Annotated in this window: 31 protein-coding genes; 3 read left to right on the top strand and 28 right to left on the bottom strand. The window is 35.4% G+C overall.

Translation table 11 applies throughout. The features are described from left to right. Nucleotides 1-271: 271 nt before the first annotated feature. From folE to MKY70_RS07955, 11 genes are all read right to left on the bottom strand, one after another. On the bottom strand, nucleotides 272-841 hold the full coding sequence (folE, locus tag MKY70_RS08005) for a GTP cyclohydrolase I FolE (protein WP_002011819.1): 570 nt from the start codon (nucleotides 839-841) through the stop codon (nucleotides 272-274). Nucleotides 842-962: 121 nt separating this feature from the next. After that, nucleotides 963-1,235: an HU family DNA-binding protein gene (locus MKY70_RS08000; RefSeq protein WP_001043860.1), complete on the bottom strand. Its 273-nt coding sequence runs from the start codon at nucleotides 1,233-1,235 to the stop codon at nucleotides 963-965. A gap of 298 nt (nucleotides 1,236-1,533) precedes the next feature. Beyond that, a complete protein-coding gene (gene spoIVA, locus MKY70_RS07995; RefSeq protein WP_000416521.1) occupies nucleotides 1,534-3,012 on the bottom strand; it encodes a stage IV sporulation protein A in 1,479 nt (492 codons plus the stop codon). 242 nt (nucleotides 3,013-3,254) lie between these two features. Beyond that, nucleotides 3,255-3,968 carry a hypothetical protein gene (locus MKY70_RS07990; protein ID WP_002126422.1) on the bottom strand — a complete coding sequence of 238 codons (714 nt, stop codon included), beginning with the start codon at nucleotides 3,966-3,968 and terminating at the stop codon, nucleotides 3,255-3,257. A gap of 65 nt (nucleotides 3,969-4,033) precedes the next feature. Further along, on the bottom strand, nucleotides 4,034-4,237 hold the full coding sequence (locus MKY70_RS07985; RefSeq protein WP_002011815.1) for a DUF2768 domain-containing protein: 204 nt from the start codon (nucleotides 4,235-4,237) through the stop codon (nucleotides 4,034-4,036). A 227-nt stretch (nucleotides 4,238-4,464) separates the two neighbouring features. Beyond that, on the bottom strand, nucleotides 4,465-4,716 hold the full coding sequence (locus MKY70_RS07980; RefSeq protein WP_000369753.1) for a stage VI sporulation protein F: 252 nt from the start codon (nucleotides 4,714-4,716) through the stop codon (nucleotides 4,465-4,467). A 116-nt stretch (nucleotides 4,717-4,832) separates the two neighbouring features. After that, nucleotides 4,833-5,855, bottom strand: coding sequence for an NAD(P)H-dependent glycerol-3-phosphate dehydrogenase (locus MKY70_RS07975; protein ID WP_002011813.1), 1,023 nt, complete (start codon nucleotides 5,853-5,855; stop codon nucleotides 4,833-4,835). A gap of 18 nt (nucleotides 5,856-5,873) precedes the next feature. Further along, nucleotides 5,874-7,184, bottom strand: coding sequence for a ribosome biogenesis GTPase Der (gene der / locus MKY70_RS07970; protein ID WP_002011811.1), 1,311 nt, complete (start codon nucleotides 7,182-7,184; stop codon nucleotides 5,874-5,876). A 124-nt stretch (nucleotides 7,185-7,308) separates the two neighbouring features. After that, nucleotides 7,309-7,494: a capping complex subunit for YIEGIA gene (locus MKY70_RS07965; protein ID WP_002086624.1), complete on the bottom strand. Its 186-nt coding sequence runs from the start codon at nucleotides 7,492-7,494 to the stop codon at nucleotides 7,309-7,311. Further along, nucleotides 7,491-8,384, bottom strand: coding sequence for a YIEGIA family protein (locus MKY70_RS07960; RefSeq protein ID WP_341023873.1), 894 nt, complete (start codon nucleotides 8,382-8,384; stop codon nucleotides 7,491-7,493). Before MKY70_RS07960 ends, MKY70_RS07965 begins: the two co-directional genes overlap by 4 nt. After that, entirely contained in the window at nucleotides 8,377-8,988 is a 612-nt protein-coding gene (locus MKY70_RS07955) for a YphA family membrane protein (protein ID WP_002086626.1), read from the bottom strand. Before MKY70_RS07955 ends, MKY70_RS07960 begins: the two co-directional genes overlap by 8 nt. 117 nt (nucleotides 8,989-9,105) lie before the next feature. On the opposite strand from MKY70_RS07955, the gene MKY70_RS07950 reads away from it, so the two are divergent. Then, nucleotides 9,106-9,240, top strand: a complete 135-nt coding sequence (locus tag MKY70_RS07950; RefSeq protein ID WP_000513901.1) for a YpzI family protein — start codon at nucleotides 9,106-9,108, stop codon at nucleotides 9,238-9,240. Between the two features lie 143 nt (nucleotides 9,241-9,383). Here MKY70_RS07950 and MKY70_RS07945 read toward each other — a convergent pair whose 3' ends face one another. The 5 genes from MKY70_RS07945 to MKY70_RS07925 form a co-directional block, all read right to left on the bottom strand. After that, nucleotides 9,384-10,172, bottom strand: a complete 789-nt coding sequence (locus MKY70_RS07945; protein WP_088030915.1) for a hypothetical protein — start codon at nucleotides 10,170-10,172, stop codon at nucleotides 9,384-9,386. 151 nt (nucleotides 10,173-10,323) lie between these two features. Then, nucleotides 10,324-11,373, bottom strand: coding sequence for a type 2 isopentenyl-diphosphate Delta-isomerase (gene fni / locus MKY70_RS07940; protein WP_002030759.1), 1,050 nt, complete (start codon nucleotides 11,371-11,373; stop codon nucleotides 10,324-10,326). Between the two features lie 12 nt (nucleotides 11,374-11,385). Continuing rightward, nucleotides 11,386-12,534 (bottom strand): 30S ribosomal protein S1, encoded by a 1,149-nt coding sequence (rpsA, locus tag MKY70_RS07935; RefSeq protein WP_002030757.1) that lies wholly within the window; start codon nucleotides 12,532-12,534, stop codon nucleotides 11,386-11,388. Between the two features lie 328 nt (nucleotides 12,535-12,862). Then, a complete protein-coding gene (gene cmk / locus MKY70_RS07930) occupies nucleotides 12,863-13,540 on the bottom strand; it encodes a (d)CMP kinase (RefSeq protein ID WP_002011798.1) in 678 nt (225 codons plus the stop codon). 130 nt (nucleotides 13,541-13,670) lie between these two features. Beyond that, entirely contained in the window at nucleotides 13,671-13,844 is a 174-nt protein-coding gene (locus MKY70_RS07925) for a DUF5359 family protein (protein ID WP_002135263.1), read from the bottom strand. Between the two features lie 213 nt (nucleotides 13,845-14,057). Here MKY70_RS07925 and ansA point away from each other — a divergent pair, with 213 nt between their 5' ends. Further along, nucleotides 14,058-15,032 (top strand): asparaginase, encoded by a 975-nt coding sequence (gene ansA / locus MKY70_RS07920; RefSeq protein WP_088030883.1) that lies wholly within the window; start codon nucleotides 14,058-14,060, stop codon nucleotides 15,030-15,032. Nucleotides 15,033-15,066: 34 nt separating this feature from the next. Here ansA and MKY70_RS07915 read toward each other — a convergent pair whose 3' ends face one another. The 12 genes from MKY70_RS07915 to MKY70_RS07860 all read right to left on the bottom strand — a co-directional run bounded on the left by MKY70_RS07915 (nucleotide 15,067) and on the right by MKY70_RS07860 (nucleotide 25,077). Further along, nucleotides 15,067-16,047: a YpdA family putative bacillithiol disulfide reductase gene (locus MKY70_RS07915; protein ID WP_088030882.1), complete on the bottom strand. Its 981-nt coding sequence runs from the start codon at nucleotides 16,045-16,047 to the stop codon at nucleotides 15,067-15,069. 109 nt (nucleotides 16,048-16,156) lie between these two features. Beyond that, nucleotides 16,157-16,687, bottom strand: a complete 531-nt coding sequence (locus MKY70_RS07910) for a peptidoglycan recognition protein family protein (protein ID WP_002011791.1) — start codon at nucleotides 16,685-16,687, stop codon at nucleotides 16,157-16,159. A 79-nt stretch (nucleotides 16,688-16,766) separates the two neighbouring features. After that, nucleotides 16,767-17,003: a DUF3961 domain-containing protein gene (locus tag MKY70_RS07905; RefSeq protein ID WP_002011789.1), complete on the bottom strand. Its 237-nt coding sequence runs from the start codon at nucleotides 17,001-17,003 to the stop codon at nucleotides 16,767-16,769. 94 nt (nucleotides 17,004-17,097) lie between these two features. Further along, a complete protein-coding gene (locus MKY70_RS07900) occupies nucleotides 17,098-17,307 on the bottom strand; it encodes a hypothetical protein (protein ID WP_002126403.1) in 210 nt (69 codons plus the stop codon). Nucleotides 17,308-17,387: 80 nt separating this feature from the next. After that, the gene (gene gudB, locus MKY70_RS07895) at nucleotides 17,388-18,674 is read right to left on the bottom strand and encodes an NAD-specific glutamate dehydrogenase (protein WP_000225168.1); all 1,287 of its coding nucleotides are present in this window, start codon (nucleotides 18,672-18,674) and stop codon (nucleotides 17,388-17,390) included. 348 nt (nucleotides 18,675-19,022) lie between these two features. Beyond that, a complete protein-coding gene (locus tag MKY70_RS07890) occupies nucleotides 19,023-19,631 on the bottom strand; it encodes a genetic competence negative regulator (RefSeq protein ID WP_002011786.1) in 609 nt (202 codons plus the stop codon). A 77-nt stretch (nucleotides 19,632-19,708) separates the two neighbouring features. Further along, nucleotides 19,709-20,584: a MerR family transcriptional regulator gene (locus tag MKY70_RS07885; RefSeq protein ID WP_002011784.1), complete on the bottom strand. Its 876-nt coding sequence runs from the start codon at nucleotides 20,582-20,584 to the stop codon at nucleotides 19,709-19,711. Beyond that, on the bottom strand, nucleotides 20,584-21,360 hold the full coding sequence (locus MKY70_RS07880; RefSeq protein ID WP_088030881.1) for a metallophosphoesterase: 777 nt from the start codon (nucleotides 21,358-21,360) through the stop codon (nucleotides 20,584-20,586). The genes MKY70_RS07885 and MKY70_RS07880 overlap by 1 nt, the downstream gene beginning before the upstream one ends. 71 nt (nucleotides 21,361-21,431) lie before the next feature. After that, nucleotides 21,432-21,911: a LysM peptidoglycan-binding domain-containing protein gene (locus MKY70_RS07875; RefSeq protein WP_002030746.1), complete on the bottom strand. Its 480-nt coding sequence runs from the start codon at nucleotides 21,909-21,911 to the stop codon at nucleotides 21,432-21,434. 22 nt (nucleotides 21,912-21,933) lie between these two features. Continuing rightward, nucleotides 21,934-22,497, bottom strand: coding sequence for a CPBP family intramembrane glutamic endopeptidase (locus MKY70_RS07870; RefSeq protein WP_002064506.1), 564 nt, complete (start codon nucleotides 22,495-22,497; stop codon nucleotides 21,934-21,936). Beyond that, nucleotides 22,497-24,026, bottom strand: coding sequence for a RecQ family ATP-dependent DNA helicase (locus MKY70_RS07865; protein WP_341023865.1), 1,530 nt, complete (start codon nucleotides 24,024-24,026; stop codon nucleotides 22,497-22,499). The genes MKY70_RS07870 and MKY70_RS07865 overlap by 1 nt, the downstream gene beginning before the upstream one ends. Then, nucleotides 24,016-25,077, bottom strand: a complete 1,062-nt coding sequence (locus MKY70_RS07860; protein ID WP_002086645.1) for a helix-turn-helix domain-containing protein — start codon at nucleotides 25,075-25,077, stop codon at nucleotides 24,016-24,018. The genes MKY70_RS07865 and MKY70_RS07860 overlap by 11 nt, the downstream gene beginning before the upstream one ends. A 297-nt stretch (nucleotides 25,078-25,374) precedes the next feature. On the opposite strand from MKY70_RS07860, the gene MKY70_RS07855 reads away from it, so the two are divergent. After that, the gene (locus MKY70_RS07855) at nucleotides 25,375-25,623 is read left to right on the top strand and encodes a ferredoxin (RefSeq protein WP_001151994.1); all 249 of its coding nucleotides are present in this window, start codon (nucleotides 25,375-25,377) and stop codon (nucleotides 25,621-25,623) included. The last annotated feature ends 44 nt before the right edge of the window (nucleotides 25,624-25,667 follow it).

Raw genomic sequence — 25,667 nt, 5'->3', positions numbered from 1 at the left:
AAAAAATCACCCTTGTTTTCTAATTCATAAAATTTATTATAACACATACATTCTATTTTCTATAATCAAAACTTGGCTACTTCTGCCAAACTGCCACCGAATAAAGCCTCAACTTTTATTCATACAAGTTATCTTCGTCTCTAACAACTACAAACATTCATTTACACAAAAGGCAGAAGTAATTTTCAACCTTTATATTCTTGCTCTTTAACATTAAAACTATATCATTTTTTTGTATATAAAAAAAAGAAAAGCAGTTTCCCGCTCTTCTTTAATTCGTCTTAATAAACGATAAAATTTCACTACGTGCTGCTGCATCATTTTCTAACACGCCGCGCACTGCAGTCGTTACTGTTTTCGCACCAGGCTTTTTCACACCACGCATCGTCATACACATATGCTCTGCTTCTACTACTACCATTACACCATGCGGCTCTAGTACTTCCATAATAGAGTTAGCTACTGTTGATGTAATACGTTCTTGTAGTTGCGGACGACGCGCAATTGTGTCTACAGTACGAGCTAATTTACTTAGTCCCGTTACTTTTCCACCTTGCGGAATATATGCAACGTGAGCAACTCCATAAAACGGAACAAGATGATGCTCACACATCGAATAGAATGGTATATCTTTTACTAGCACAAGCTCTTCGTGGTCTTCTCCGAATACTTTGTGTAAATGCTCTTTCGGATCCTCATGCATTCCTGAGAATACTTCTGCGTACATTTTCGCAACACGTTTCGGTGTATCAAGTACTCCCTCGCGATTTGGGTCATCTCCGATTGCCTCTAAAATAAGACGTACTGCATGTTCAATTTGTTCTAAATTAACTTTTGCCATCCGCTAGCCCTCCCGAAAAACCTAAAAGTGATACGAACACATTCTAGCATATTTATGTTTTTAAAAGCAAAAAGAAGAGTTTCCAAAAAGGAAACTCTTCTTCCCTGTTAATATGTAAGGATTATTTAACCGCATCTTTTAACGCTTTACCAGGTTTGAATGCAGGTACTTTACTTGCAGCGATTTCAATCTCCTCACCTGTTTGTGGGTTACGACCTTTACGAGCCGCACGCTCACGAACTTCGAAGTTACCGAATCCGATTAGTTGTACTTTATCACCTTGTTTTAAAGCTTCTAAGATAGAATCAAAAACAGCGTCCACTGCTTTTGTTGCGTCCTTTTTAGAAAGGGAACTTGCTTCTGCAACAGCATTGATTAAATCTGTCTTGTTCATGCCATTCACCTCCTCCCAAAGATAAGACTGTATAATGATCATAAAATGAGTCTTACTTTCATTTGTAGGCAATTTTTACAAATTCTATACTACAAAGATGTAGATAAATCATTATCAACGCCTATATTATACGATTCTCCTTTATAATTCAATATTTTTAAGGAAATTGTTACTCTAAAAATGTGAAATTCTGATGAAACTTGACAATTTACAACAAAATATTAGATAATGACTGTTTATTTTTCTATTACGTACTCAAAAAGAAAAAAATCCCTCTACAATTAGAGGGATTTTTTTCTTATAATATAATCGCAATTAATCCGCCAGATCCTTCATTAATAATTCTTTCTAGCGTTTCTTTTAATTTATAACGAGCGTTTTCTGGCATTAGAGATAACTTCGCTTGAATTCCTTCTCTAACAATAGAGCTAAGAGAGCGCCCAAATATATCAGAATTCCAAATTGATAGCGGGTCATCTTCAAAATCTTGCATCAAGTAACGAACTAGTTCTTCACTTTGTTTTTCAGTACCGATAATTGGTTCAAATGTTGATTCTACATCCACTTTAATCATATGAATAGACGGCGCAACCGCTTTTAATTTAACACCGAACCTTGAGCCGTGACGAATAATTTCCGGTTCATCTAAGCTCATATCAGCTAATGCAGGCGCTGCTACTCCATATCCGGTTTGTTTTACCATCCGCAGGGCATCCGCCACTTGGTCATACTCTGTTTTCGCATGAGATAAATCGAGCATAAGCTTTAATAAATGATCTTTCCCTCGAATCTCTACTCCTACTACTTCTTTTAAAATTTGATCATACAATTCATCTGGCGCATATAAATCAATCTCTGCCACACCTTGCCCCATATCGATGCCAGCTAGACTCGCTCGATCAATAAATTCATATTGACTAAACTGCCAAACGACACGGTCCACATCACGAAGACGTTTTATATCCTTTACAGTCTCTTGAACCGCTTCCTGATAACTTTGGCGTAACCAATGCCCTTCATTTAGTACCATTACCCAGCTCGGAAGGTTTACATTCACTTCTAAAACCGGGAACTCGAATAATGCTTCTCGCAGTACGTTATACACATCTGTTTCTCTTAAACTCTCTACACTCATCGCAATTACTGGGATATCATATTCTTCTGATAAACTTTGACGTAACTGCTCCGTATCTGGATGGTATGGCTGTACAGTATTGATAATCATAATGAAAGGCTTTCCTACTTCTTTTAACTCATTTACAACGCGTTCTTCTGCCTCTATATAATCTCTTCTTGGAATTTCACCAATTGTTCCATCTGTTGTAATAACGACACCAATTGTTGAATGCTCTTGAATTACTTTACGTGTTCCGATTTCTGCAGCTTCATGGAATGGAATAGGCTCTTCATACCAAGGAGTATTAATCATGCGCGGACCATTCTCATCTTCATAGCCTTTTGCTCCTGGAACCGTATATCCAACACAATCTACTAATCGAATATTCACTTCAAGACCTTCATCTACTTCGATAGAAACCGCTTGGTTTGGAACAAACTTCGGTTCCGTCGTCATTATTGTACGACCAGCAGCACTTTGAGGCAGTTCATCCTGCGCTCTTTGACGGTCTGACTCATTTTCAATATTGGGAATAACAACAAGTTCCATAAATTTTTTAATAAATGTTGATTTCCCTGTTCGAACAGCTCCTACAACTCCAAAATAAATATCACCGCCTGTGCGTTCCGCAATATCTTTAAAAATATCTACCTTTTCCAAGTGATTCCCTCCCTCAATATTTTTGGGAATAATTCCACGTTTATAGTCAACTAATACCTTCTCTAATGTTGCCTATAATATCTGATATAATATAATGGTATTCTAGAAGTTCGGACAATATATCATATAATTTTGTCCAATTTCATATGACTATTTAAAAATACCTTTTGTTTGCATCGCAAGTTGTATAACATAAAAAACCTTTCTTCTAGAACTTATTCACTAAAAGAAAGGTTCATGACTTATGATTTTAAAAAAATTGGTTCTCCATTTTTTACTGTGTACGGCAAAGAATATGCAGGAACAAACGGGGAATCCTTCGATAGTATACTCCGGATATCTTCACCTTCTTTAAATTGTCCTTCATTTTTTTTCAACGCTTCATATAAGTCGATTCTATAATCAACAAACAATTCTCCTTTTTCATTAATTACAAGAGGGAGACCTTTTCCTGAGTACGGACTTGTCACTTGTGGTACATCTTTATATCCTAGTTTTTTGAAGTCTAATTCATAAACACCATCTGTGATCACTTTTTTAAAAGGTGGATATTGATGTTCATCACGATACATTCTTAGCTTCAATGCCACTTCTTGAATTTGTTCCGCCATTCTCACATCAATTAACTTTACTGTCGGATTTTTTTCAACATCTATTAATACATATTGATATACTCCACCACTTTCATACGCATTCCCTGGTGCCTCTTGTATGTACCTTGGAGCAATTTTTTGAAAATCAATTGGATACTTCTGATAAATCGGCGTACTCATATCACGCGTCTTAATTGGTAATAAACCATCCGTTTGCTCCTTATATGTATTAATGGCTTTTTGTACAACTTGCAACTGGTCTTCATAAGGAATAGCACTTTGTTTCATATTTTCTCTTGGATACATACACCCTGTTAAAATGCTCATGCAACAAAATATTAAAATAATATGGATTTTTTTCACTGACAATCACCTTTTCATGCTAGTATGGACTGTTGCTTTTGTAACATTTACCGACTACACATCCTTTATTGCTCAATAGGGCCACTAAATACAACAAGGAAAATAACAATTCCCGATACAATCATGAGGGTGTACGCTACTAAAGCTGTAATCCCTTTCAAAAATTTATTCTTCATTTTATGCCTACTCAATAAAATAAAACTTACTGCAAGAAACATAAATCCAATTGCCCCTAAAGCAAACCACATTTTCATAAGCCCTTCCGACATATATACACCCCTTTACTTTCAATCTATTTTTATACTATTTTAACAAATTAAAATCTTTAAACAAATAAAAATCATCATTTTTCCGTGAATTGATGATTTTTATTTAAAATAATAAAACCGAAGCACGAAATAATGCGCTTCGGTTGACCAAATATGCCCTTAACAGCTCTATTCCCATTCTTTCATAACTATCATATGCATTCTCTAAACTCTTTGTTTCTCATAATTTATTTTTTAAACATTTTACTTAACGAACCAAAATCCGCCGGCATATTATTGTTAATAATCGCTTTTACAATTTGATCCTCTTGCTCTTTCGGCACTTCGCGTCCTGCCATTAGAGCAACTTGATGAATCAATTGGCGAAGCACTGTCTCATCACGTAAGTTCGCATTTTGAACAGACGACGCTAATTTAAAAATATCTTCTTTGTTCACTTTCGCTTCTTTTTCAATGTTATTAAAAATGTTGTTATCCATTCTTTTCACCCTCTCCTCAAGTTACTCTTCATCCTATGCAGAGATGAAAAATTGGTGAAAAGACCCATAAAAAATAAAAAACGGTAGAAGTACGAAATGTACTTCTACCGCTTTCTTTATAACAAATCAGGTATCGCTTCAACTTCATGTTTTCGAACACGTCCCATCAATGAGCCTACTGCATCTTTCACATTATTCCCATTGAACAGCACGTCATATAAAGCAGCTGTAATCGGCATTTCAACTTCCATTTTCTCTGCCAATTCATGAGCAGCTTTCGTTGTTCTTACACCTTCTACAACCATACCCATACTTTCTAGCACTTCTTCTAAAGAGTGCCCTTTTCCAAGCATATTTCCAGCGCGCCAATTTCGGCTATGCACACTTGTACAAGTTACAATTAAGTCTCCCATACCAGTTAGACCAGCAAACGTTAACGGATTTCCGCCCATTTTTCTTCCTAAACGAGCAATCTCTGTTAAACCACGTGTCATTAATGCCGCTTTCGCATTATCACCTAATCCAAGCCCGTCAGATATCCCCGCAGCTAGTGCAATAATATTTTTTAAAGCACCACCAAGTTCAACTCCAACGATATCTGGGTTTGTATATACACGGAAATAGCTATTCATAAACAAATCTTGTACTCCCTCAGCCGCTTCCATACGCTTTGCTGCAGACGTAACAGTTGTCGCTTGACGCAATCCAACTTCTTCAGCGTGACTCGGCCCAGATAGTACAACAACATCCTTAATCAAGCTCTCTGGAATTTCTTCCTCAATCACTTCCGAAATACGTTTTGACGTACCTGGTTCGATTCCTTTACTTGCATGAATCCAAGTAATTGGCTCTGTAACAATTTCTTTCATCTCTTGCAATACGTCTCGGTACGCTTTCGTCGGTACTACTAGCAGTACTGTATTTACATCTACTAATGCTTCTTCTAAAGAAGAATAGGCTACGATTGTGCTTGGCAATGTAATCCCTGGAAGATATCTACTGTTCTCACGCTTCGTATTAATTTCATTCATGAGTTCAGGACGGTTTCCCCAAATACGTACATCATGCCCATTGTCAGCTAATACCATTGCTAACGCTGTTCCCCAGCTACCTGCTCCTATTACTGTGATTTTTGTCATAAAATCACATCCTCTCCATTAGTCTCTTGCTCTAGCGATAATGTGAATCGGCGTTCCTACAAAACCGAACGCTTCACGTAAACGGTTCTTTAAGAAGCGCTCATATGAAAAGTGCATTAATTCTGTATCGTTTACAAATATAACAAATGTTGGTGGTTTTACCGCAACCTGTGTCGCATAGAAGATTTTCAGACGGCTACCATTATGTGTCGGCGTTGGATTCATCGCTACCGCATCCATAATTACATCATTTAATACATTCGTTTGTACACGGATGCTATGGCTTTCATTTACCTCATTGATAACCGGTAATAACGTTTGTGTACGCTTTTTCGTTTTCGCAGATAAGAATACAATCGGTGCATACTCTAAAAATTGGAAATGAGCACGGATGTTTTCTTCAAATGCTTTCATTGTTTTTTCATCTTTTTTCACTGCATCCCATTTGTTTACAACGATAATAACAGCTCGTCCTGAATCATGAGCATATCCAGCGATTTTTTTATCTTGCTCAATAATTCCTTCTTCTCCGTCTAAAACGACTAAAACAACGTCAGAACGTTCAATCGCTCTAAGTGCACGAAGTACACTATACTTTTCTGTACTTTCGTATACTTTCCCTTTTTTACGCATACCAGCTGTATCGATGATTACATAATCTTGATCATCTTTACTATATGGTGTATCAACAGCATCACGTGTCGTTCCCGCTATATTACTTACAATTACACGTTCTTGACCAAGAAGTGCATTTACAAGTGATGATTTCCCTACGTTTGGACGTCCAATTAAAGAGAAACGGATTGTTTCATCGTCATACGCTTCTTCTTCAATCTTTGGAAAATGATTTGCAGCTTCATCTAACAAATCACCAAGTCCTAAACCGTGTGTACCTGAAATCGGGAATGGCTCGCCAAATCCTAATGCATAAAAATCATAAATATCACTACGCATGTCTGGATTATCAACCTTATTTACCGCAAGTACAATTGGTTTTTTAGAACGGTATAAAATTTTAGCAACTTCTTCATCTGCTGCAGTTACACCATCGCGACCATTCGTCATAAAAATGATAACATCTGCTTCATCAATCGCTACTTCCGCCTGTTGACGAATTTGTGTCAAGAACGGCTCGTCTCCAATATCAATTCCACCTGTATCAATAATGTTAAACTCATGATTTAACCATTCTCCCGCACTATAAATACGGTCTCGCGTTATACCTGGTATATCTTCTACGATTGAAACTCTTTCTCCAACAATTCTATTGAAAATAGTAGATTTCCCTACGTTCGGGCGGCCTACTATCGCTATTACTGGTTTCGGCATATACTTTCATCCTTTCAACTTGCTTCTGTTTATTATGTAAAAAACCCTTCTTTGTGCAAGAAGGGATTTGCATTCCAGAATATTTCTCAACGTATCAAAACACCTCACATTATACCACACGTTACTAATGTTTCACAATAATATATACATTATCTTGTAAGCGATGTGCAATACCATCTAAAATAGCCTCTAAATTATTTGCAACAAATTCCAGTTCCTCTGTCGACTCGCAAATAAATAAAGGGGCACCACCTGCAAATTTCTCTGGCGTTGTTGTAATGACTGCGAGAATAACACTTTCTAACATCATCTCTTATCTCCCCTTCCTTTCGGAGCTTCTGATGACATATGAACAGCACTCTCTAATGTTGGTACATTTCCGATTACCCCTATCGCTTTTTCTGCATCTTGATCTTGCGGCAGAACAAAAATCCCAACTCTCCCATCCTCTAAATCACGCTTCGCTAACGGTACAAGTGCCGGCGTTCCAGAATCTCTATATATTCCTAAAGCAACCGAAACATCATGTAAAATAGCTTGCCGTTGTCCTAAGTTTGAGATTGTAACCATCGCATCTATCGATTTCGGTTTTAAAATAAATCCCATTCCATATTTCATAATTTCTTCTTGCCTTGCTGGCAATCCAATATTCATAATGTAAATATTATCAACATAAAGTCCCGCTCCTTCAAAACGAAGTGGAACGTGCTCTATTTCTACAAGGTCATGAAGTCTTTTACCTGACATTAATTTTTTCGCAATGAAAAAACTTACTATACCAGTAATTACCCCGGCAATCCATGAATCGAATCCTATATACGCAAACGTTGTTACAAACGACGTTAACATCGCCAAGTAGTTACGACTTTCAAATACTAATGCAATTCCTTCAATGTATGTATTACCACGTGGTACGAGCTCATATCCATCTAATTGTTGAAGCGTATTTCTTTCCATATTGCGCACATCACGAAATTGCGTCGCTGCTAACGTAAGAAATGTAATTGCAGAGAAATCTTTTTTCAAAACAGACGGAATCGCAATTGCTCCTAAGGCAGCCGCAATTAATCCCATCGCGATATGAATAATTTTCCCGTGAAGCCTCGTCGGATATTGCCTCGTATCGGTACGAAGCATTAACAACCTAGTTATTGTACCTGCAATTACGCCACATAAAATAGCTGGTGTATATTCAGTCATGTATTACCCTCGCCTTTCTTTTACGTGTTTTCCTCTTAAATTGTTCCATATATACCGATGCCTTTGTAATCCAAAGTAAAATCGCCATAAATAAAGTGGAAACAGCAGCAACATCTAAAAAAGCTAAACTGCCGTATTCATAAGGAAAATGTAATTTACGAAAAATCAGCGTCACCAATAATTCTCCTTGTAACATCCCTATATATAAGGAGCATAATCGTAATATGCGATCCCCGTGCAATAAAACCGATGCATACACAAGTGCACCACTTAACAGCAACAACCTATCAACCACAATCCAAATTGGATCATATACTTCTAACAAATGAAAGCTTGTATATAACATTGCAATAATAAGTGCCGAAAGTAAGGTATATAATTTTTTCCAAATAGAATATAACGCGATACCTACAAAAGAAATAATACAAAGCAAAAGGGCATTTACCGATATCGTGAAAGAAGCAATCGTCACATTTAACGGAGAACAAATAATAAAAATTAATATACAAGCACTTATCTTCCAACGAATAGATTCCTTTTTCATAAAAAAGGTCACGACAATCCACCCTATCCAAGCAACAAAATAAAAAGTACTCCCATCCATCATTTCACCTCCTATGATTTCCATTATGGGAACTTTTTATGAAAGTTAATCCTCCTTTTCTTTGTGCATAGTTTTTCTCATAACAGCAAAACTTTTAATAAGGAGGTGTAACTCACAATGGGTAAAGATCGCCAAGAACGAAAGCTAAGAGAATCACGCCGCGTTGAATCTGATCGCGACCAATCACTTCAATATCCCGGTGCAACAAGTCTTGATACACCGGAGCAAGCTCGAAAGCAGAATCAGCATTAAATAAAGTGAAACCTCAGTGGGGGGGTATCCATCCCCACTGATTATTAGCTCACACCAATCAAGTTGCCCTCAAATAGGCAATACAAAAAGACGGTTTCGATATTGTACGAAACCGTCTTTTTACACAATTATTTTATTTATTTCTACTCGTAATATAATTCTTTTGTTTTCGCATTATAAACCCTATCACTCAACGAGGCATCAATCGTAACTACACCTGTTGGTTTTTTAGAATATGTAATAACATAATACGTATGTAGAGAAGGATTTTTACTCTTTACCTCTACACGTACATAATCTGTCTCTCCTATCTCATTTAACTTTCGCTCAACCTCTTTTTTCGCACCTACAATATCTTCTTTTTCTCCTTTAATTTCCCTACTCACAATGGTATATCCTTGATCAGAAAGTAATACTACTTCAGCATTACTTAAACTCACTTCATTTTGTATATTAAAATAATAAATTGCATACGAATCTTCCGATGGATTTTTGTCTTCTCCTAATTCCCTTGGCAAAATTAGTGCTTCTATTCCACTTCCTGCATTCACCGTTGGATTCCTATACAATTTATTCCCGACTGCGATTGCAATATTCGCCGTTTTAATTGCTGATTGTGCTGTTGTTGAACTAGAATCTCCTTCTCTTACATTTGAAGTTAATGAAATTTCAACCTTTTTATTATATCCAGAAACCGCTGTATCTTCTCTTATATTTCGTGCATGGATGTTAACATCTTCACTATTATATGTAATGCGTCCTATTGTATTTTTACTATTTGAAGATACATTATCTCCTTTTTTATTAACATCCTCATCCCCTAAATTATCGTAAATTTCCCCTTGTTTCTTTTGACTCTTAAATAGCAATCTCTTATCTTGTTTTATCGCTAACCAGCTATATAGAGAAGAATACTTTCTTACTTTTACCATGTTTTTCCGCACGATATTTATATATACTTTTATTATAATGTAAATTCTCTCTTTTTTCCATTTATAGAATTATATAGAACGATAACTTCTCGCCCTCCCTCTTCATTTTACGAAAATAAAACGCAAAAAAATCAACCGGATGGTTGATTTTTTATCGCCTACTATAATGTGCAGTGTCAATCCCTCGCTGCGCTAACCAATGGTACGTTTCACCTTTTACAACAAGAGGTACAGATTGTAACTCTTCTATCGTCTTCACGCCAAGAGCTGTCATAATAAATTTTAAATCTGTATGTAAAAGATCAATTTCATCCACTAAATTCTCAACACCATCTTGCATTAAAATACGTAAAAAGTATCCAGCAAACGCAGTTGTATTCGCCCCTAATGCGATTGCCTTCGCCACGTCAAGTGCTGTTTGGATACCCCCAGATGCAATAAAAGAGAGGTTATTATTTGTAGAGGTTGCTTCAATAATCGAGGTAGCTGTTTGTATACCCCAGTTATTAAAATAAGAAAGCATTCGCTGTCTTCTTTCATTTTCAACAGCAGCAAAATTCGTACCACCTTGTCCGCCAATATCAATTGCTGTTATACCTATATTCGCTAACTGTTGTACTGTTTCCTTACTCATTCCAAAACCGACTTCTTTTACGATGACAGGTACTTTACTTTTTAAAACTATTTTCTCAATCCGCTGAAGTACACCAGTAAAATCACGGTCTCCTTCTGGCATCGTTAACTCCTGTATGACATTTAAATGAATTTGCAGTGCATTCGCCTCAATCATATCAACGGCACGCTCTGCCTGTTCGACAGTTGCCTCACTTCCTAAGTTTGCGAAAAAAATCCCATTCGGATTTACTTTCCTAACAACTTTATACGAAGCCGATTCACTTTCATCTTTTAAAGCTGCCATTTGCGAACCTACAGCCATAGCAAGGTTATGATGTTTCGCTACATATGCTAATTGCTCATTAATATGTAATGTTTGCTCTCCTCCACCACCAGTCATCGCATTGATAAAAATCGGCGAACTTAGTGAAAGTTCGCCGATTTTTGTTTCACATGTTATAGTGTCATAACTTGAATTTGGCAAGCTTTGATGCACAAAATCAATATCATGAAAGCCATGCGTACGAGACTGACCAGTAGAAAGAGCATATTCAATATGATCTAATTTACGTTTTGCCCTTACCACTTGTACCCCTCTTTATTTCTTTAATTTTTTCAGTTGTTCACCAATAATATCACTTAACTGGAAAGTAGCCGAATCAGCATTTGGCTCATATTGGCTATAATCTTCTGTTACATTATTTTCTTCAAGCGTTTCTTTTATGCTTAAAGAAATACGTTTTTCTGCTACATGGACTTCAAGTACTTTCACTTTTACTTCTTGTCCCATTTCCAATACTTCATTTGGATTTTTCACGTGACGATTTGCAATTTGAGATACATGTACAAGCCCTTCAACACCAGGTAAAATTTCAACAAACGCACCGAATGTAACAAGGCGTTTTACTACTCCCTCACGAATATCTCCAGCTTTTATTTCGCCAGCAACATTTTCCCAAGGTCCTGGCTGAGCTGCTTTAATTGATAAAGAAATACGTTGCGTATCAGCATCAACAGATAACACTTTTACCTTTACCTTTTGACCTTGCTCTAATACCTCAGAAGGTTGCTCTACACGTTCGTGTGAAATTTGTGAAATGTGAACTAAACCGTCCACACCACCAACGTTAACGAAAGCACCAAAATCCGTTAATCGTTGTACTGTTCCTTCAACAATATCCCCTTCTTTTAACGAAGAGATTGCTTCTTTTTTCTTAGAATCCAGTTCTAGTTCTACTACCGCTTTATGTGAAAGAATAACACGATTTTTTTCACGGTCTAATTCAACAATTTTCACCGCTAATGTTTTTCCTTTATAGTCAGCAAAGTCTTCTACATAATGTACTTCTACAAGTGAAGCTGGGATAAAACCACGAACACCAAGGTCCACAACTAACCCACCATTCACGATATCTTTTACAGTAACATCAAATACATGACCAGAATTAAATTTTTCTTGTAATTCTACCCACGCTTTTTCTGCGTCAACAGCTCTCTTAGATAAAACAAGATCATCATCTTCTAATTTAATAATTTTCAATTCAAGTGTTTGATCTAATTCTACAACATCGCTTGCTTTTTCAATATGAACGTTAGCTAATTCACTAATCGGAATTACGCCATCTGTTTTGTATCCAACATTTACAAGAACTTGTTTCTCTTCAACTTTCGTTACAGAACCTGTAACAACGTCACCAACTTGTAATTCTTTTGAATTCATAACTTCTTCATTCATTTTCTCTACCATGGAAATACCTCCCTACAGAATTGACAAAGCATTTTTATGTATATACGAAATGAAAACAAATGTTTTCATTTGCATGTTTAAGAATTTATCATCACATATTCTGTTTCAATACAGTTCACAAGAAACTATATTAAATCTATATAAATAGTATACAGCAAAATCATCTTGAAGAAAGTATGATTTGAAATATAATAGCGAATATATTCTGACAGTTTTTTTCCTCTGTAACTAACTTCTTACAAATTAGCCCATTTGTCAAGAAAAGAGACTTATAATTCACTTATCCTTTACAATTCAAAAAAAAAAGAAAGAGGATAGTCCTCTTTCTTTATTTCGCAAATACTCCTGAAACAATACCCATAATTTTTTGGACAACTTCTTCAATTGATAAAGAAGTTGTATCTAATTCCAATGCATCATCAGCTTTTTTCAAAGGAGAAACTTCGCGTTCTGAATCTAATTTATCACGCCTAGCAATTTCTTCTCTTAACTGCTCTAAATTAGAATCGAAACCTTTATTCATATTTTCTAAATGTCTTCTTTCCGCTCTTTCTTCTACAGAAGCAAGCATAAAGATTTTCACTTCAGCATCTGGTAGTACATGTGTACCAATATCACGGCCATCCATTACTACGCCGCCTTTTTTAGCTAATCCTTGTTGACGACGTACCATTTCTTCACGAACAAGACGATGCTTTGCTACAATAGATACACGATTCGTCACATCTGGCGTACGAATCACTTCAGAAACATCTTGTCCATTTAAAAATACAAGTTGTGTATTTTCCCCTTGCTGAAATTCAATATTTACATTTTTTACAACTTCCATTAACTTTTCTTCATTTTCAATATCCACTTTTTGTTCAAGGGCTGCATATGTAATAGTACGGTACATTGCGCCTGTATCAATGTAAACATATGAAAGTTTTTTTGCAACAACTTTTGCCACTGTACTTTTCCCAGCAGCCGCTGGACCATCTATAGCAATCGAAATTCGTTTATCCATTGTAACACCTCATTTTTCACTTATAAAACAAAACGAAAAGCAGGTATTTTCCCCCTGCTTCTTCTCATTTGCCTCACGTCATTAAATCCTCAATAATTGTAGCATAATCCATCATAGAAGAAAATGAAAACTACTTATTCACCTGTAAGATTTCCGCCTTATTTTTCGTGACGACACCTTCGTAATAAACAATTTTCGATAAATATTTCACTGAAGATTTATGTATAAAAAGCAGTTGGACGACAGAAAGAAAAATAAATTGAATCAGTAATATACGAATTATAATTTTCTCCACTTTTTTCAAAAAAACTCACTCCTTCCCTCTCTACACTTACACATCTACTCTCATAAATTTCCATAAACAAAACCTAACCTAATAACCACTTACCGGAGCACACTTAAAGTAATTTATTTTATTGTCATTTTCTAAGCATACTTTTATACATTTTCATTGTCGAATTTACTCAAAACATGTTATGTTCTAAATGTATTTTTCAACTTGAAAGGGGTATAAGCATTGAAAAGAATCCTAGTTTTACACACAGGTGGAACAATTGCAATGGAGGAAGATAAAGAAACTGGGGTCGTACAACCAGGTAAAAAAAATCCTCTTTTAAAATTTATTCCTGATTTAGAAGGCGATGTTGATTTAATTGTCGAAGATGTGTTCCATCTTCCATCTCCTCACATGACTCCTAGCGAAATGCTACAATTGCAAGTCATCATTGACGAAAGAGTAAAACAAGACGATATTCATGGCGTAGTCATCACGCATGGTACCGATACATTAGAAGAGACAGCTTATTTTCTTGATTTAACAGTTCAAGCAACTATCCCAATCGTTGTGACAGGGGCAATGCGTTCTAGCAATGAATTAGGTGCCGATGGTCTATATAATTTCTTATCAGCTGTAAAAGTTGCTAGTAGTAATGAAGCTGCTGAAAAAGGCGTTCTAGTCGTATTAAATGACGAAATACATTGTGCTACAAATGTAACAAAAACGCACACAAGTAATGTCGCGACATTCCAAAGTCCACAGTACGGACCAATTGGCATGGTAACAAAACGTGGTGTTGTTTTCCATCATGCTTTAGTGCATCACGAAACATGCACAGTACGACAGATTTCTAAAAACGTTGTCGTTCTAAAAGCATACGCAGGTATGGATGATACATTATTATCAGCAATCGAAACGCTACCAGTAGACGGAATTGTTATTGAAGCACTTGGACAAGGTAATTTACCTCCAAGAACACTTCCTAGTCTAAGGCGATTAATAGAAAAAGGCATTCCAATTGTATTAGTTTCACGCTGCTTTAACGGTATTGTTCAAGACGTATACTCTTATGAAGGTGGCGGAAAACAATTAAAAGATATGGGCATTGTTTTCACCTACGGTTTAAACGCTCAAAAGGCGCGAATTAAATTACTAGTCGCACTAGAAAACACAAACTCTCACGAAACAATCCAACATATGTTTATGCACGATTAAAAAAGAAGCTGTCGAAGATTTCGACAGCTTCTTTTTATTCTTCTCTTGATGCAATGGTTTGCGCAATCGCATCTCCATGGAATCTACCGTTCTCGATAAATATTTCATTTGCGTTATTCCCCGCAGCAATTACACCTGCAATAAAAATATTTTCAGCGTTTGTTTCCATACTACCCTCTATATAAATCGGGCGCCCTGTTTCTTCATCAATCCGAACTCCCATTTTTGTTAAGAAGCTGTGGTCTGGATGGTAACCCGTCATAGCAAATACAAAATCGTTTTGAATTGTATTTGCCTCACCATCTACTGTATACGTCAACGTATGCTCAGTAATTCCTTTTACATGCGCATGGAAATGCATTTGAATTGTCCCATTTCGTACTAACGCCTCAAATTCCGGCAAAATCCACGGCTTAATACTTGGCGAGTATTCCCCACCACGGTATAGAACTGTTACACGTGCACCCGATTTAACAAGCTCTAACGCTGCATCTATACTTGAATTTTTACCACCTATTACAATGACATCTCGATCAAAATAAGGGTGTCCTTCTTTGAAGTAATGAGCTACTTTCTCAAGTTTCTCACCAGGTACATTCATATAATTCGGATTATCATAATATCCAGTTGCGACAACAATGTATTTCGCAACATATATTTCTTTGTTTCCGTCACGCTTCGTCGTTTCAACTTTAAAAACATCACCATCTTTTTGAACTTGTTCCACTCGTTCAAATGCATTTACACGTATAGATTTACGCTTTACTACTTCACGATAATACGCAAGCGCCTGATTACGAAATGGCTTACGATTTTCTGTAATAAAAGCAACTTCACCAATTTCTAATTTTTCACTAGAGGAGAAAAATGTTTGATGAGTTGGATAATTATAAATTGCATTTACAATGTTTCCTTTTTCGATTACTAACGGATTTAACCCCACTTTTTGCAACGAAATCGCCGCTGCTAATCCGCATGGACCGCCTCCGATAATAATAACTGTTTCTTTTTGCATACTTAGTTCACTCCTAGTCTTCTACCTCTGCTCTATTTATATAAACAAGAAAAAACCTACTTACAGCAGTAGGCATCTATCTTTATTGTATTCATTTTTCATATATTTGTCATCTAAACGAAACATACATCCGATAGACATCTGCTAAAAACTGCTGAAATTTAATTCCTTGTTGCCCTAATACATTCTCAGGATCGATTTTCCGAGTAGGATCCAACGTTTTGTGTGACACAATAGCCTTTTTAGGATTTAAACCGAAATTTTGACATAAATAAGCGTGATACCACGTAAAACGAGTATACGCCTCCCAAAAGTTTACGTCGCCACCATAGCAAAGTTCAACCCCAATTGCAGCCTTATTCGCATCATAACCGAATAACTCATTATCCGTTGGCACATTGTATCGAACATGGTACGCAACTTCATTTATAGGGACAATTTCTAATATTGTTTTATCATCAATAAATGTATGCGCTGAAGCTTTCGGTTGTATTTCATTAAAGTAATCCCGATTTCCTATCGCATTGCTACCAGGGTTCCCCGTGTCATGACTTACAATAAATCTTACTTTTGAAAGAGGAATTCCTGGTCGTGAATTTCCATACCCAATATAGTTACGCTCTATAGGGAACATCGCCATTACTACCAACTCCCGCTCTAAAAAATTACCTTACTTCCTTATATATGTATTCGGTGGCAATGTCCTTATGGCATATTTCTTATGCGAAGAGAACATCGAAAATATTTGATGTGAATACCATAAATAATACAATACTTACAGCCACTCCGTAAAAACCGTAAAACCAAATACAATCTTCTTTCGTATCTAAACCGAAAAATTTATTTACCGATTGTAATAATGTGCCACGCTTGCTTTGTTTGTTTCGTAATACTTCCACTCGTTCTACAACATCTGCTGGCATCATAAATCTTTGGTCTACTGTCATTTTCATCATTTATCTCTCCTTAAAATCATTTCCGTTTTGCTTATCTAAGGAAAGTATAGCACGTTTGTTCGTGTAGAACAAGCGTTCTTTTTTATTTTTTATTCTATTTTTCACCAAACCAAGTAATAATTGTGAATATAAACGCGATAATTGGTCCAACTACAACTGCACCAAATATTAAAAATAATAATCCTTCGCCGAACACCCGAACGACACTTGTTTTTCGGGCTCTCTTAGCTCTTGCAAGTTCACCCTCTAACACCTTAACCTTTTCTTCTAATTGGTCTACTCGTTCCATTATTTCATTCCCCATATACAACACCTCATTTATTACTTCAACAAAAAAACGCGATTCCCTCGAAAGGAAATCACGTTTTCTCAAAACATTATATATTATACCCAACCTCTGAAGCGACTAGCCTCAGCCATTTTACGAACACCAATCATGTATGCAGCTAAGCGCATGTTCACTTTACGAACTTGTGATGTTTCATAAATTGAATCGAATGATTTTACCATTACTTTTTCTAAACGTTGTTCTACTTCTTCCTCAGTCCAGTAGTAACCTTGGTTATTTTGTACCCACTCAAAGTAAGATACCGTAACGCCACCAGCACTTGCTAATACGTCTGGAACAAGTAAGATACCACGATCTGTTAAGATTTTTGTTGCTTCTAATGTAGTTGGACCATTTGCAGCTTCAACCACAATTTTCGCTTTAATCTTATCAGCATTTTCTTCTGTAATTTGGTTCTCAATTGCAGCAGGAACTAAAATGTCGCAATCAAGTTCTAACAGTTCTGTATTTGAAATTGTATTATTAAATAGTTTTGTTACAGTACCGAAGCTATCGCGACGATCTAGTAAGTAGTCAATATCTAATCCATTCGGATCATGTAATGCACCGTAAGCATCTGAAATTGCAATTACTTTCGCGCCTGCATCATGCATAAATTTAGCTAAGAAGCTACCCGCATTACCAAATCCTTGAACAACAACGCGTGCACCTTTAATATCAATGTCACGTTTTTTCGCAGCTTCACGAATACAAATTGTTACACCTTTTGCAGTCGCTGTTTCACGTCCGTGTGATCCACCTAATACAAGTGGTTTACCTGTAATAAATCCTGGTGAATTAAATTCATCGATACGGCTATACTCATCCATCATCCATGCCATAATTTGTGAGTTTGTAAATACATCTGGAGCCGGAATATCTTTTGTCGGACCAACAATTTGGCTAATTGCTCGTACATAACCGCGGCTTAATCTTTCTAATTCACGGAAAGACATCTCACGTGGGTCACAAATGATTCCACCTTTACCTCCACCATATGGTAAATCAACAATACCACATTTTAAACTCATCCAAATAGAAAGTGCTTTCACTTCATTTTCTGTTACGTTTGGATGGAAGCGAATTCCACCTTTCGTTGGACCAACAGCATCATTATGTTGTGCACGATATCCTGTAAATATTTTAACAGTCCCGTCATCCATACGAACTGGAATTTTCACTGTCATCATACGAATTGGTTCTTTCAATAATTCATATACTTCGTTTGGATAACCCAATTTTTCTAATGCTTCATTAATTACAATTTGTGTTGAATTTAACAATTCAAAATGTTGTTCCCCTTGTTGTTGTGTTTTCGTTTGAGTTCCCTTTTCGGCTACCATAGTAAGTAAACCCCCTGTAATTTCACTTGTTTAGTAAACCTTCATTGCCTAGTATACACCGTTAAATTTGGAATGCAATAGAAAACGCTAACAAATATATACAAACTATTTTGTATTGCAAGCGTTTTCACTATTATTATAGTCCTTTTATTGCTTTTAGAAAAGTAAAATACTTAAATATTTAAATATTTTTTATTTTCATCAAAATACATTCGATAAAACCATTATTTCATCAAGAAATACTGATTACATTTTAACATACAGATCGGCTAGTCTTGTTACCTACACTTCGTTTTATAGATTTTAGATTTTCAGCTGAATAAAAATAAAACCTCAAGCTACGTTACATTAGCTGAGGTTTTGTTTTTTCACAAAGTAATTGTATATTTGTTCAATCGCTTGAGAATCCATTAATTCTTTACCATATTCCATTACGCGGTAAATTGTTGCTGTTGACGGATTACCGTACTCCGCTAAAATAGCTATAAAATCCGCCTTCAATAATTGAAATTGCTCTTCTTCTTCTATCCAAAGATAAAAACGATCATCCCACGTATACAACTTCCCATCAGTTACACCAAGGTTATATAAGCGATTTGACAAATTGATTACATCATCTAATGTAGCAAACTCGTAAAGTATATGTTCACTTTCATCAAGAGTCACTTGCATTTCAATAAACTCGTCACGGAACTCATCTTCTGTGTCCACTTCGTGATTTTCTTTTGTTACAATTACAACCATACCTTGAGCTTGTAGAGAAAATACTTCAACAGCAATCGGTCCATCCGCTTCAAACCCTAATTCTGTATTTGCTTCTTGCATCATATCACGGAATAGTTGCTGTACTTTCGGTGCATTTCTCCACAAATCTTCTTTCGTTAATCCTCGTTCAGATAAATCATCAAATGTTAGGAAAATTTTAATCTTATTATAATTTAAACGTTCCAGTCTCATCTCATACCCTCCCTACGTAACCATTGCATCTAATTTTTATTATATGAAATAGAAAATAGATGGTTCTTTTCGAACGACTATTCCGGCATCTTTAACCATCCATCCCATTCTTCTTTCGTGTTACCAATTAGGATATTTTGAAGATTTAATTGATCTCCAATGCCTTTTCTTCCTATAAAACCACCAGAGATGTTTTCATTTTTTTCTTGCAACAAGTCAATAAATTCTACTGCCTCTTCAAGTTCTCGTTCATCATCAAAAGATATAAACAAATATTTAGGTTGTAATTGTTCAATAGCTAGTAAAATACCTTCTTCATCTAAACTTGTCCCCATATACATTGTTTGATATCCTTTTAGTCGTAAATACGTCGCGAAAATAAATCCTTTTAATATATTATTTTCTAAAACGAAAACTTTGTTAACGGAAGAATACACCGACGCATTATGATAGATCATTCCTAAACGTGTTTGTAAGAATGATACAACATATTTGAATTGCGACATTGTAATCTCATTATTACTTTTTAAAGTTAACAACTTGTTTGCCACTTGAAGAATGATGCTTGCAACAACCTTTTCCGTTGAATATATACTAAAAACCTCGTTTAATAATGCAGAAATTGTAATTTCATCAAATTCTAACAAAGCTTGTAGTATATCGTCCACTAAAACAACTTCTGTATCAGTAATTTTTTCTTTTTGAACGTTGTTCTGCAACCGATTCCCTTCTAATAACTGAACTGCTTGTCCAATCATCATCCCCTCAGAAACTTTGTTCATTAACCATTTCAAAATATGAATATGCTCTTCTGTATATAAACGATGCCCCGCACGATTTCTCTTTGGGGCAATAATATGATAGCGTCTTTCCCATGCGCGAAGTGTACTCGGTTGAATTCCGAGTATATTTGAGACAGCTTTTATATTATATTTTCCATTTGAATTCGGCATTATTTCCCTCCGCATAACGTAATGATATGTGTTTGGGAAGGTGCCCGAAAACGAAGAGGGAACAATGTTGTTCCATACCCATTACTAACAAAGAGAGTCGTATTAGAATGCTTATATACGCCACCCTTTAAATACTTTTCAGATGGAAACAACCGAATCTGGCCTCCATGTGTATGTCCACTTAATACGAGCGAAATTTGTTCATTACCAGACATTTTCTTTATTATATCTGGGTTGTGACTAATTAAAATGCGAAAACCTTCTTCTTTACAATCAGACAACGCTAAATCTAAACGATCTCGTTCTAATCCAACATCATCGATACCGAGTAAGCAAATTTTCTCTCCTAATTCAGATTCAAATACAACTCTTGTATTATCTAATACCTTCACATTATTTTCTATTAATAAAGCATCTAATTCGTGATATTCAATTTCATAGTCATTATTTCCCCATACAAAATATACAGGGGCTATTTCTCTTAACTTTTGAATATTTAAAGAGATTTGCGATAAAGGTACTCCTTTTTCAGCTAAATCACCGCCAATAATTACGATATCTGCTTTTCCTTTCACTCGTTCAATTAGCGAGTTAGAAATGATCCTTCTATGAATATCCGAAATAAAAAAAACTTTAACTTTTTGAAAACTTTCCGGAAATTCTTCGAATACTAAAGTATGTTCCAACACTGTATTACGCATCGCTTCTTTATACATTCCAAGAAGACATACAAAACCAATGCATATGAGAGTACATAATAATATAATCCATGACATATATTTTTTACTCTCCCTCCTCGTAAAGTATAGTCCTTAATTTTATGTGGAGCTATATATCACTCATTTAGCTAGCTCTCATACTTCGTGGACTTATCTTTTATAGGAATTTTCAATTCTTGTCCTACCTTCACTTCGTCTTCTTGTAAATCATTATACTTTTTTATTATTTCTATCCCATCTTCATCTGAGAAATATTGCTTCGCTATACTTTCTAAAGTTTCTCCATCTTTCACAACATGAGTTGCTACTTTCTCAGACTGCTTCTTTGATTCAGTCTTAGCGGAATCAAAGAAAATTACTTCAAACGCACTTTTCTCAGCATTATTACTATCACTTTTTACCTGTATATACTTATCCGTATACCATAGGATACTAATAGGTAACAATATGAACAAAAATGTTAACACTCGGACGAAAATGTGATTCATTTTAAACTTTGGTTTGTTCTCTTTATTTCTATGAATTTCACTACGCGGCGGTAAACTTTCATCTTCTTCCACTTGCTCAACTTCTAACTCCTCTTCAAAATCAGGAATTCGTTTTCTCATGTTGTTCACCACCACCTTCCATTTATTTTCTTAATTGGAGCCCCATTATAAAATCAACAAGAAAGTGTGCAAAGATTGTTATAAATAAATTTCCTGTCCACTCGAATACATAACCAAAAACAAAACTAATAAAGCAGACGAAACAAAACAAAAAAGGCTTCGTTATATACCGAATATGTAACACAGCAAAAATTAAACTCGCTATTACAATTCCGAAATGAGTCTGCACTACACCTCTAAATAAAAACTCTTCCGCAAAGCCAATAATAAACGTGATAACGAGTAAATGCATGACAGAAATCCCTTGAAACATTCTATCGTTAATGCCACCATCATCAAACCAAGATTCTGGAAACACTCGCATTGCAACATAATCTAATAACACAATACAAATCGCTAACAAGCTACCTATTAAAAGTATAGAAACCGGTTCCCATTTCCATAAACTATAAACTTCTCTTTTATCTTGAAATAATATATATGCTAGTAAACAACCGATACCAATAATGATTAGTTGTGTTATGTAGAGATTCAGTCTTATTTCTCTCGGACTCATATCTTCAACATTATGCCTTTGAATGTTCATCATTCCTCCATCTTTCCTAGGCCGAAAAGCTTTTGTAACTCTGTTTCCCAATTATAGTCGAAAACTAACTGTTGCGCTCGTCTTTTTTTATAATCCGTTTTTGTAATACCACAGTAATCACAACAGTTTTCTATCTCTTTTTCTTTTCTATAACCGAATTGTTGTAATAAATATTCACGTCTACATCCTTGAACTTGTATCCATGACTTCATATTTTCTAGCTCACTATATTTATTACGCATTCTCACTTCCACTTCCGCTATTAATCTGTGCATTATTTCATCTGACAAGCTCTCTAGCATGAGATTTCGCTGTTGTATGATTCCAAGATGTTCGAGATGATAACGTGTAAAGCGCCAATACTGTTCATTAAATCTTGCTGCATTATAACAAATTTCTTCTACATCTTCTAATGGTAATACTTTCGTTTGAAACATTCTTTCTTGTAGTAACGAAAATAAAAATTGTATTTGCGATTTACTTGGTAATTCATCTTCAATGATTGAAATTGGCAAATCGTGATCCAATGGACTACATAATAAAATGGCTATACTCAATTCTCCATCTCTTCCCGCTCTTCCAATTTCTTGTAAATAGGAAGCTACATTTGTCGGATATTGAAAATGAATAATATATCTTGTATTCGCCTTATTTACCCCCATCCCAAAAGCACTTGTACATATTACAATTTGCAACTGGTCATTCATAAACTGTTGTTGAATTAACATACGCTCTTCATGTTCCATACCACCATGATAAAAAGCTACACCTGTAATTCCTTTTCCTCTTAAATACTCGGTTAAACGCTCTGTCCAGGCCCTACTTGAACAATAAACAATACCAGGCCCTTGCAAATACATTACATGCTCAAAAAGCGCCTCTTTTTTTTCTTCTATTGTTTCCACAAATTGCACTTCCATCGCAATATTTGGACGATCAATTGAGTACACATGCTCAGCAATATTTTTTAGATTTAAACTTTCCGCTATATCTCGCAATACATCCTTTGTCGCAGTTGCTGTTAATGCTAGTACTGTCGGAGATCCGATACTCTCAATTACTTTATCTAATTTTTTATAATCTGGCCGAAAATCATAGCCCCATTGTGAAATACAATGCGCTTCATCTACGACAAATAATGAAATATGAATTTTTTTCAATTCTCTTATTAGAAGTTCCGACTGCAACATCTCTGGCGATACGAAAACAAATTTATAAAAAGATAGCTTTTTCATTGCTTCTCTTTTTTCAATTAACGTCCGAAAACTATTCAATGCAATAATTCGATTTTTCACGACATACTTTAATTGCGTAACTTGGTCTTCCATTAAAGATAATAATGGTGATACAACAAGCACCGTACCCTCTTGCAGAAGCCCCGGAAGTTGATAACACATTGACTTTCCCCTTCCAGTCGGAAGCATTGCTACAACATCTTTTCCTTCCAATAAGTCCGTAATAACTCCTTTTTGCCCCGGACGAAATTCAGAATATCCAAACCACTTATATAAATATTCCTCAAGCTTCATTTATACCCTCCATCCGTGCCAATACAAGACGTACTTCAAAATAAGAGATTTCCTCTCCAACCGCTTGCTTCAACACACGCAATTTACGTGTTTGTAATGCTTCAATTACTTTTGTTACTTTTTCCATTTTTTCTTTTTCCATAAACATTTCAATAGAAAATTCTTTTTCTCGTAAAGCAATTTCTACAAAATGGTCTTCTATCGTGGCAACCTTCAAATTCCGAATTGTTGCTATTTCTTCTAAAGAGCGTCCTTGTCTCCAAAGATTATATGTTTTTTTCGTTGATAAACTAAATAAATCAGCTTTCTCATTTGGATAAGATATAATTTCAGCTAATAATGGAAACTCATTTTCTTTATTGCGAACTTCTTGAATAAGGAAATGAATTGTACCCCAAAATAAAAAATACACTCGAAATATATCTTGTTTCGTAATTTCCGCTAATTGTTGTAAAGTACACCCAATACGTTTATACCCAGTTAACCGATATATTACGATTGTCGCCTCTACCGGATTATTTTTTTGTAAAAGAGTATGCATTTCCTTCCATAATCTTTTAGCCAATTCACTTCTCATATACGGTATTCCAGTGAGAAAACGTTTCACCCACATCATTATTTCTGTATCCTGTTGAATTGGAATAAATTTCGTATTCGCCTGTTGTAAATTCGAAATGGTTTGAACGATCAATGATAATCTCTTCCAAAACGTTTCACCTATTTCACCATAGTGTAAACCATTTAAATATGTCGGAAAGGCAAAGTCACCTTCCCATTTGTTTAATTGCACGTTACCAGCAGTCGTTAACACATATGTATTATCATGTATACCTTGAACTAAATCCGTTTGTAACAACTTTGCAACTTCTTGATCATAATCAGCTCTATTTAATGACTTATAAATCCCAAACAAAAAAGAAATTTGAAACATATTCCCATCTTGTAATGTTTGCGACGATCTCTTTCCTTTTAATAAATAATAAATCGAAGAAACGGTTCTTTCACCATTCAATTGTTTTAAACAATATAATAAAGTATATTGTAGCTGCATTACCGCTTCCACCTCTCAGTCTAACTTCATTCCTTTTTCAATACGATTGCACATTAACTGCTATTCATTTAACTTATCATATTCACACTACATGCTTGTATATATTCTATTGTATCAAACGAAATAACATTTAAGTATTTTGAAAATCTTATGAAATAATTCAAAAATAAGTTGACACTCTAATTGATAAGGATTATCATTATAATTTTATGTTGAAAAGTTTTTAAAACCGTTTTACAATAAGATTATAATTTTTTGGCGAACTTTTCACATACATATTATCAGGAGGGAAAAAATATGGCAAAATATACAATCGTTGACAAAGATACTTGTATTGCATGCGGTGCTTGTGGTGCTGCTGCACCAGACATTTATGACTATGATGATGAAGGCATTGCATTTGTAACATTAGACGATAACCAAGGTATCGTTGAAATTCCAGATGTATTAATTGAAGATATGATGGATGCATTCGAAGGTTGTCCAACTGACTCAATTAAAGTTGCTGACGAATCATTTGATGGCGACTCTTTAAAATTCGAATAGTCTTTTATTAACTTCAAAAAATCCCCCTCATACTTATGAGGGGG

The sequence above is a fragment of the Bacillus sp. FSL R9-9492 genome (assembly GCF_038007365.1).
Lineage (GTDB): Bacteria > Bacillota > Bacilli > Bacillales > Bacillaceae_G > Bacillus_A > Bacillus_A mycoides.
The sequence above is the reverse complement of the archived record's forward strand: the minus strand, read 5'-3'. Positions and strand labels throughout refer to the sequence as shown.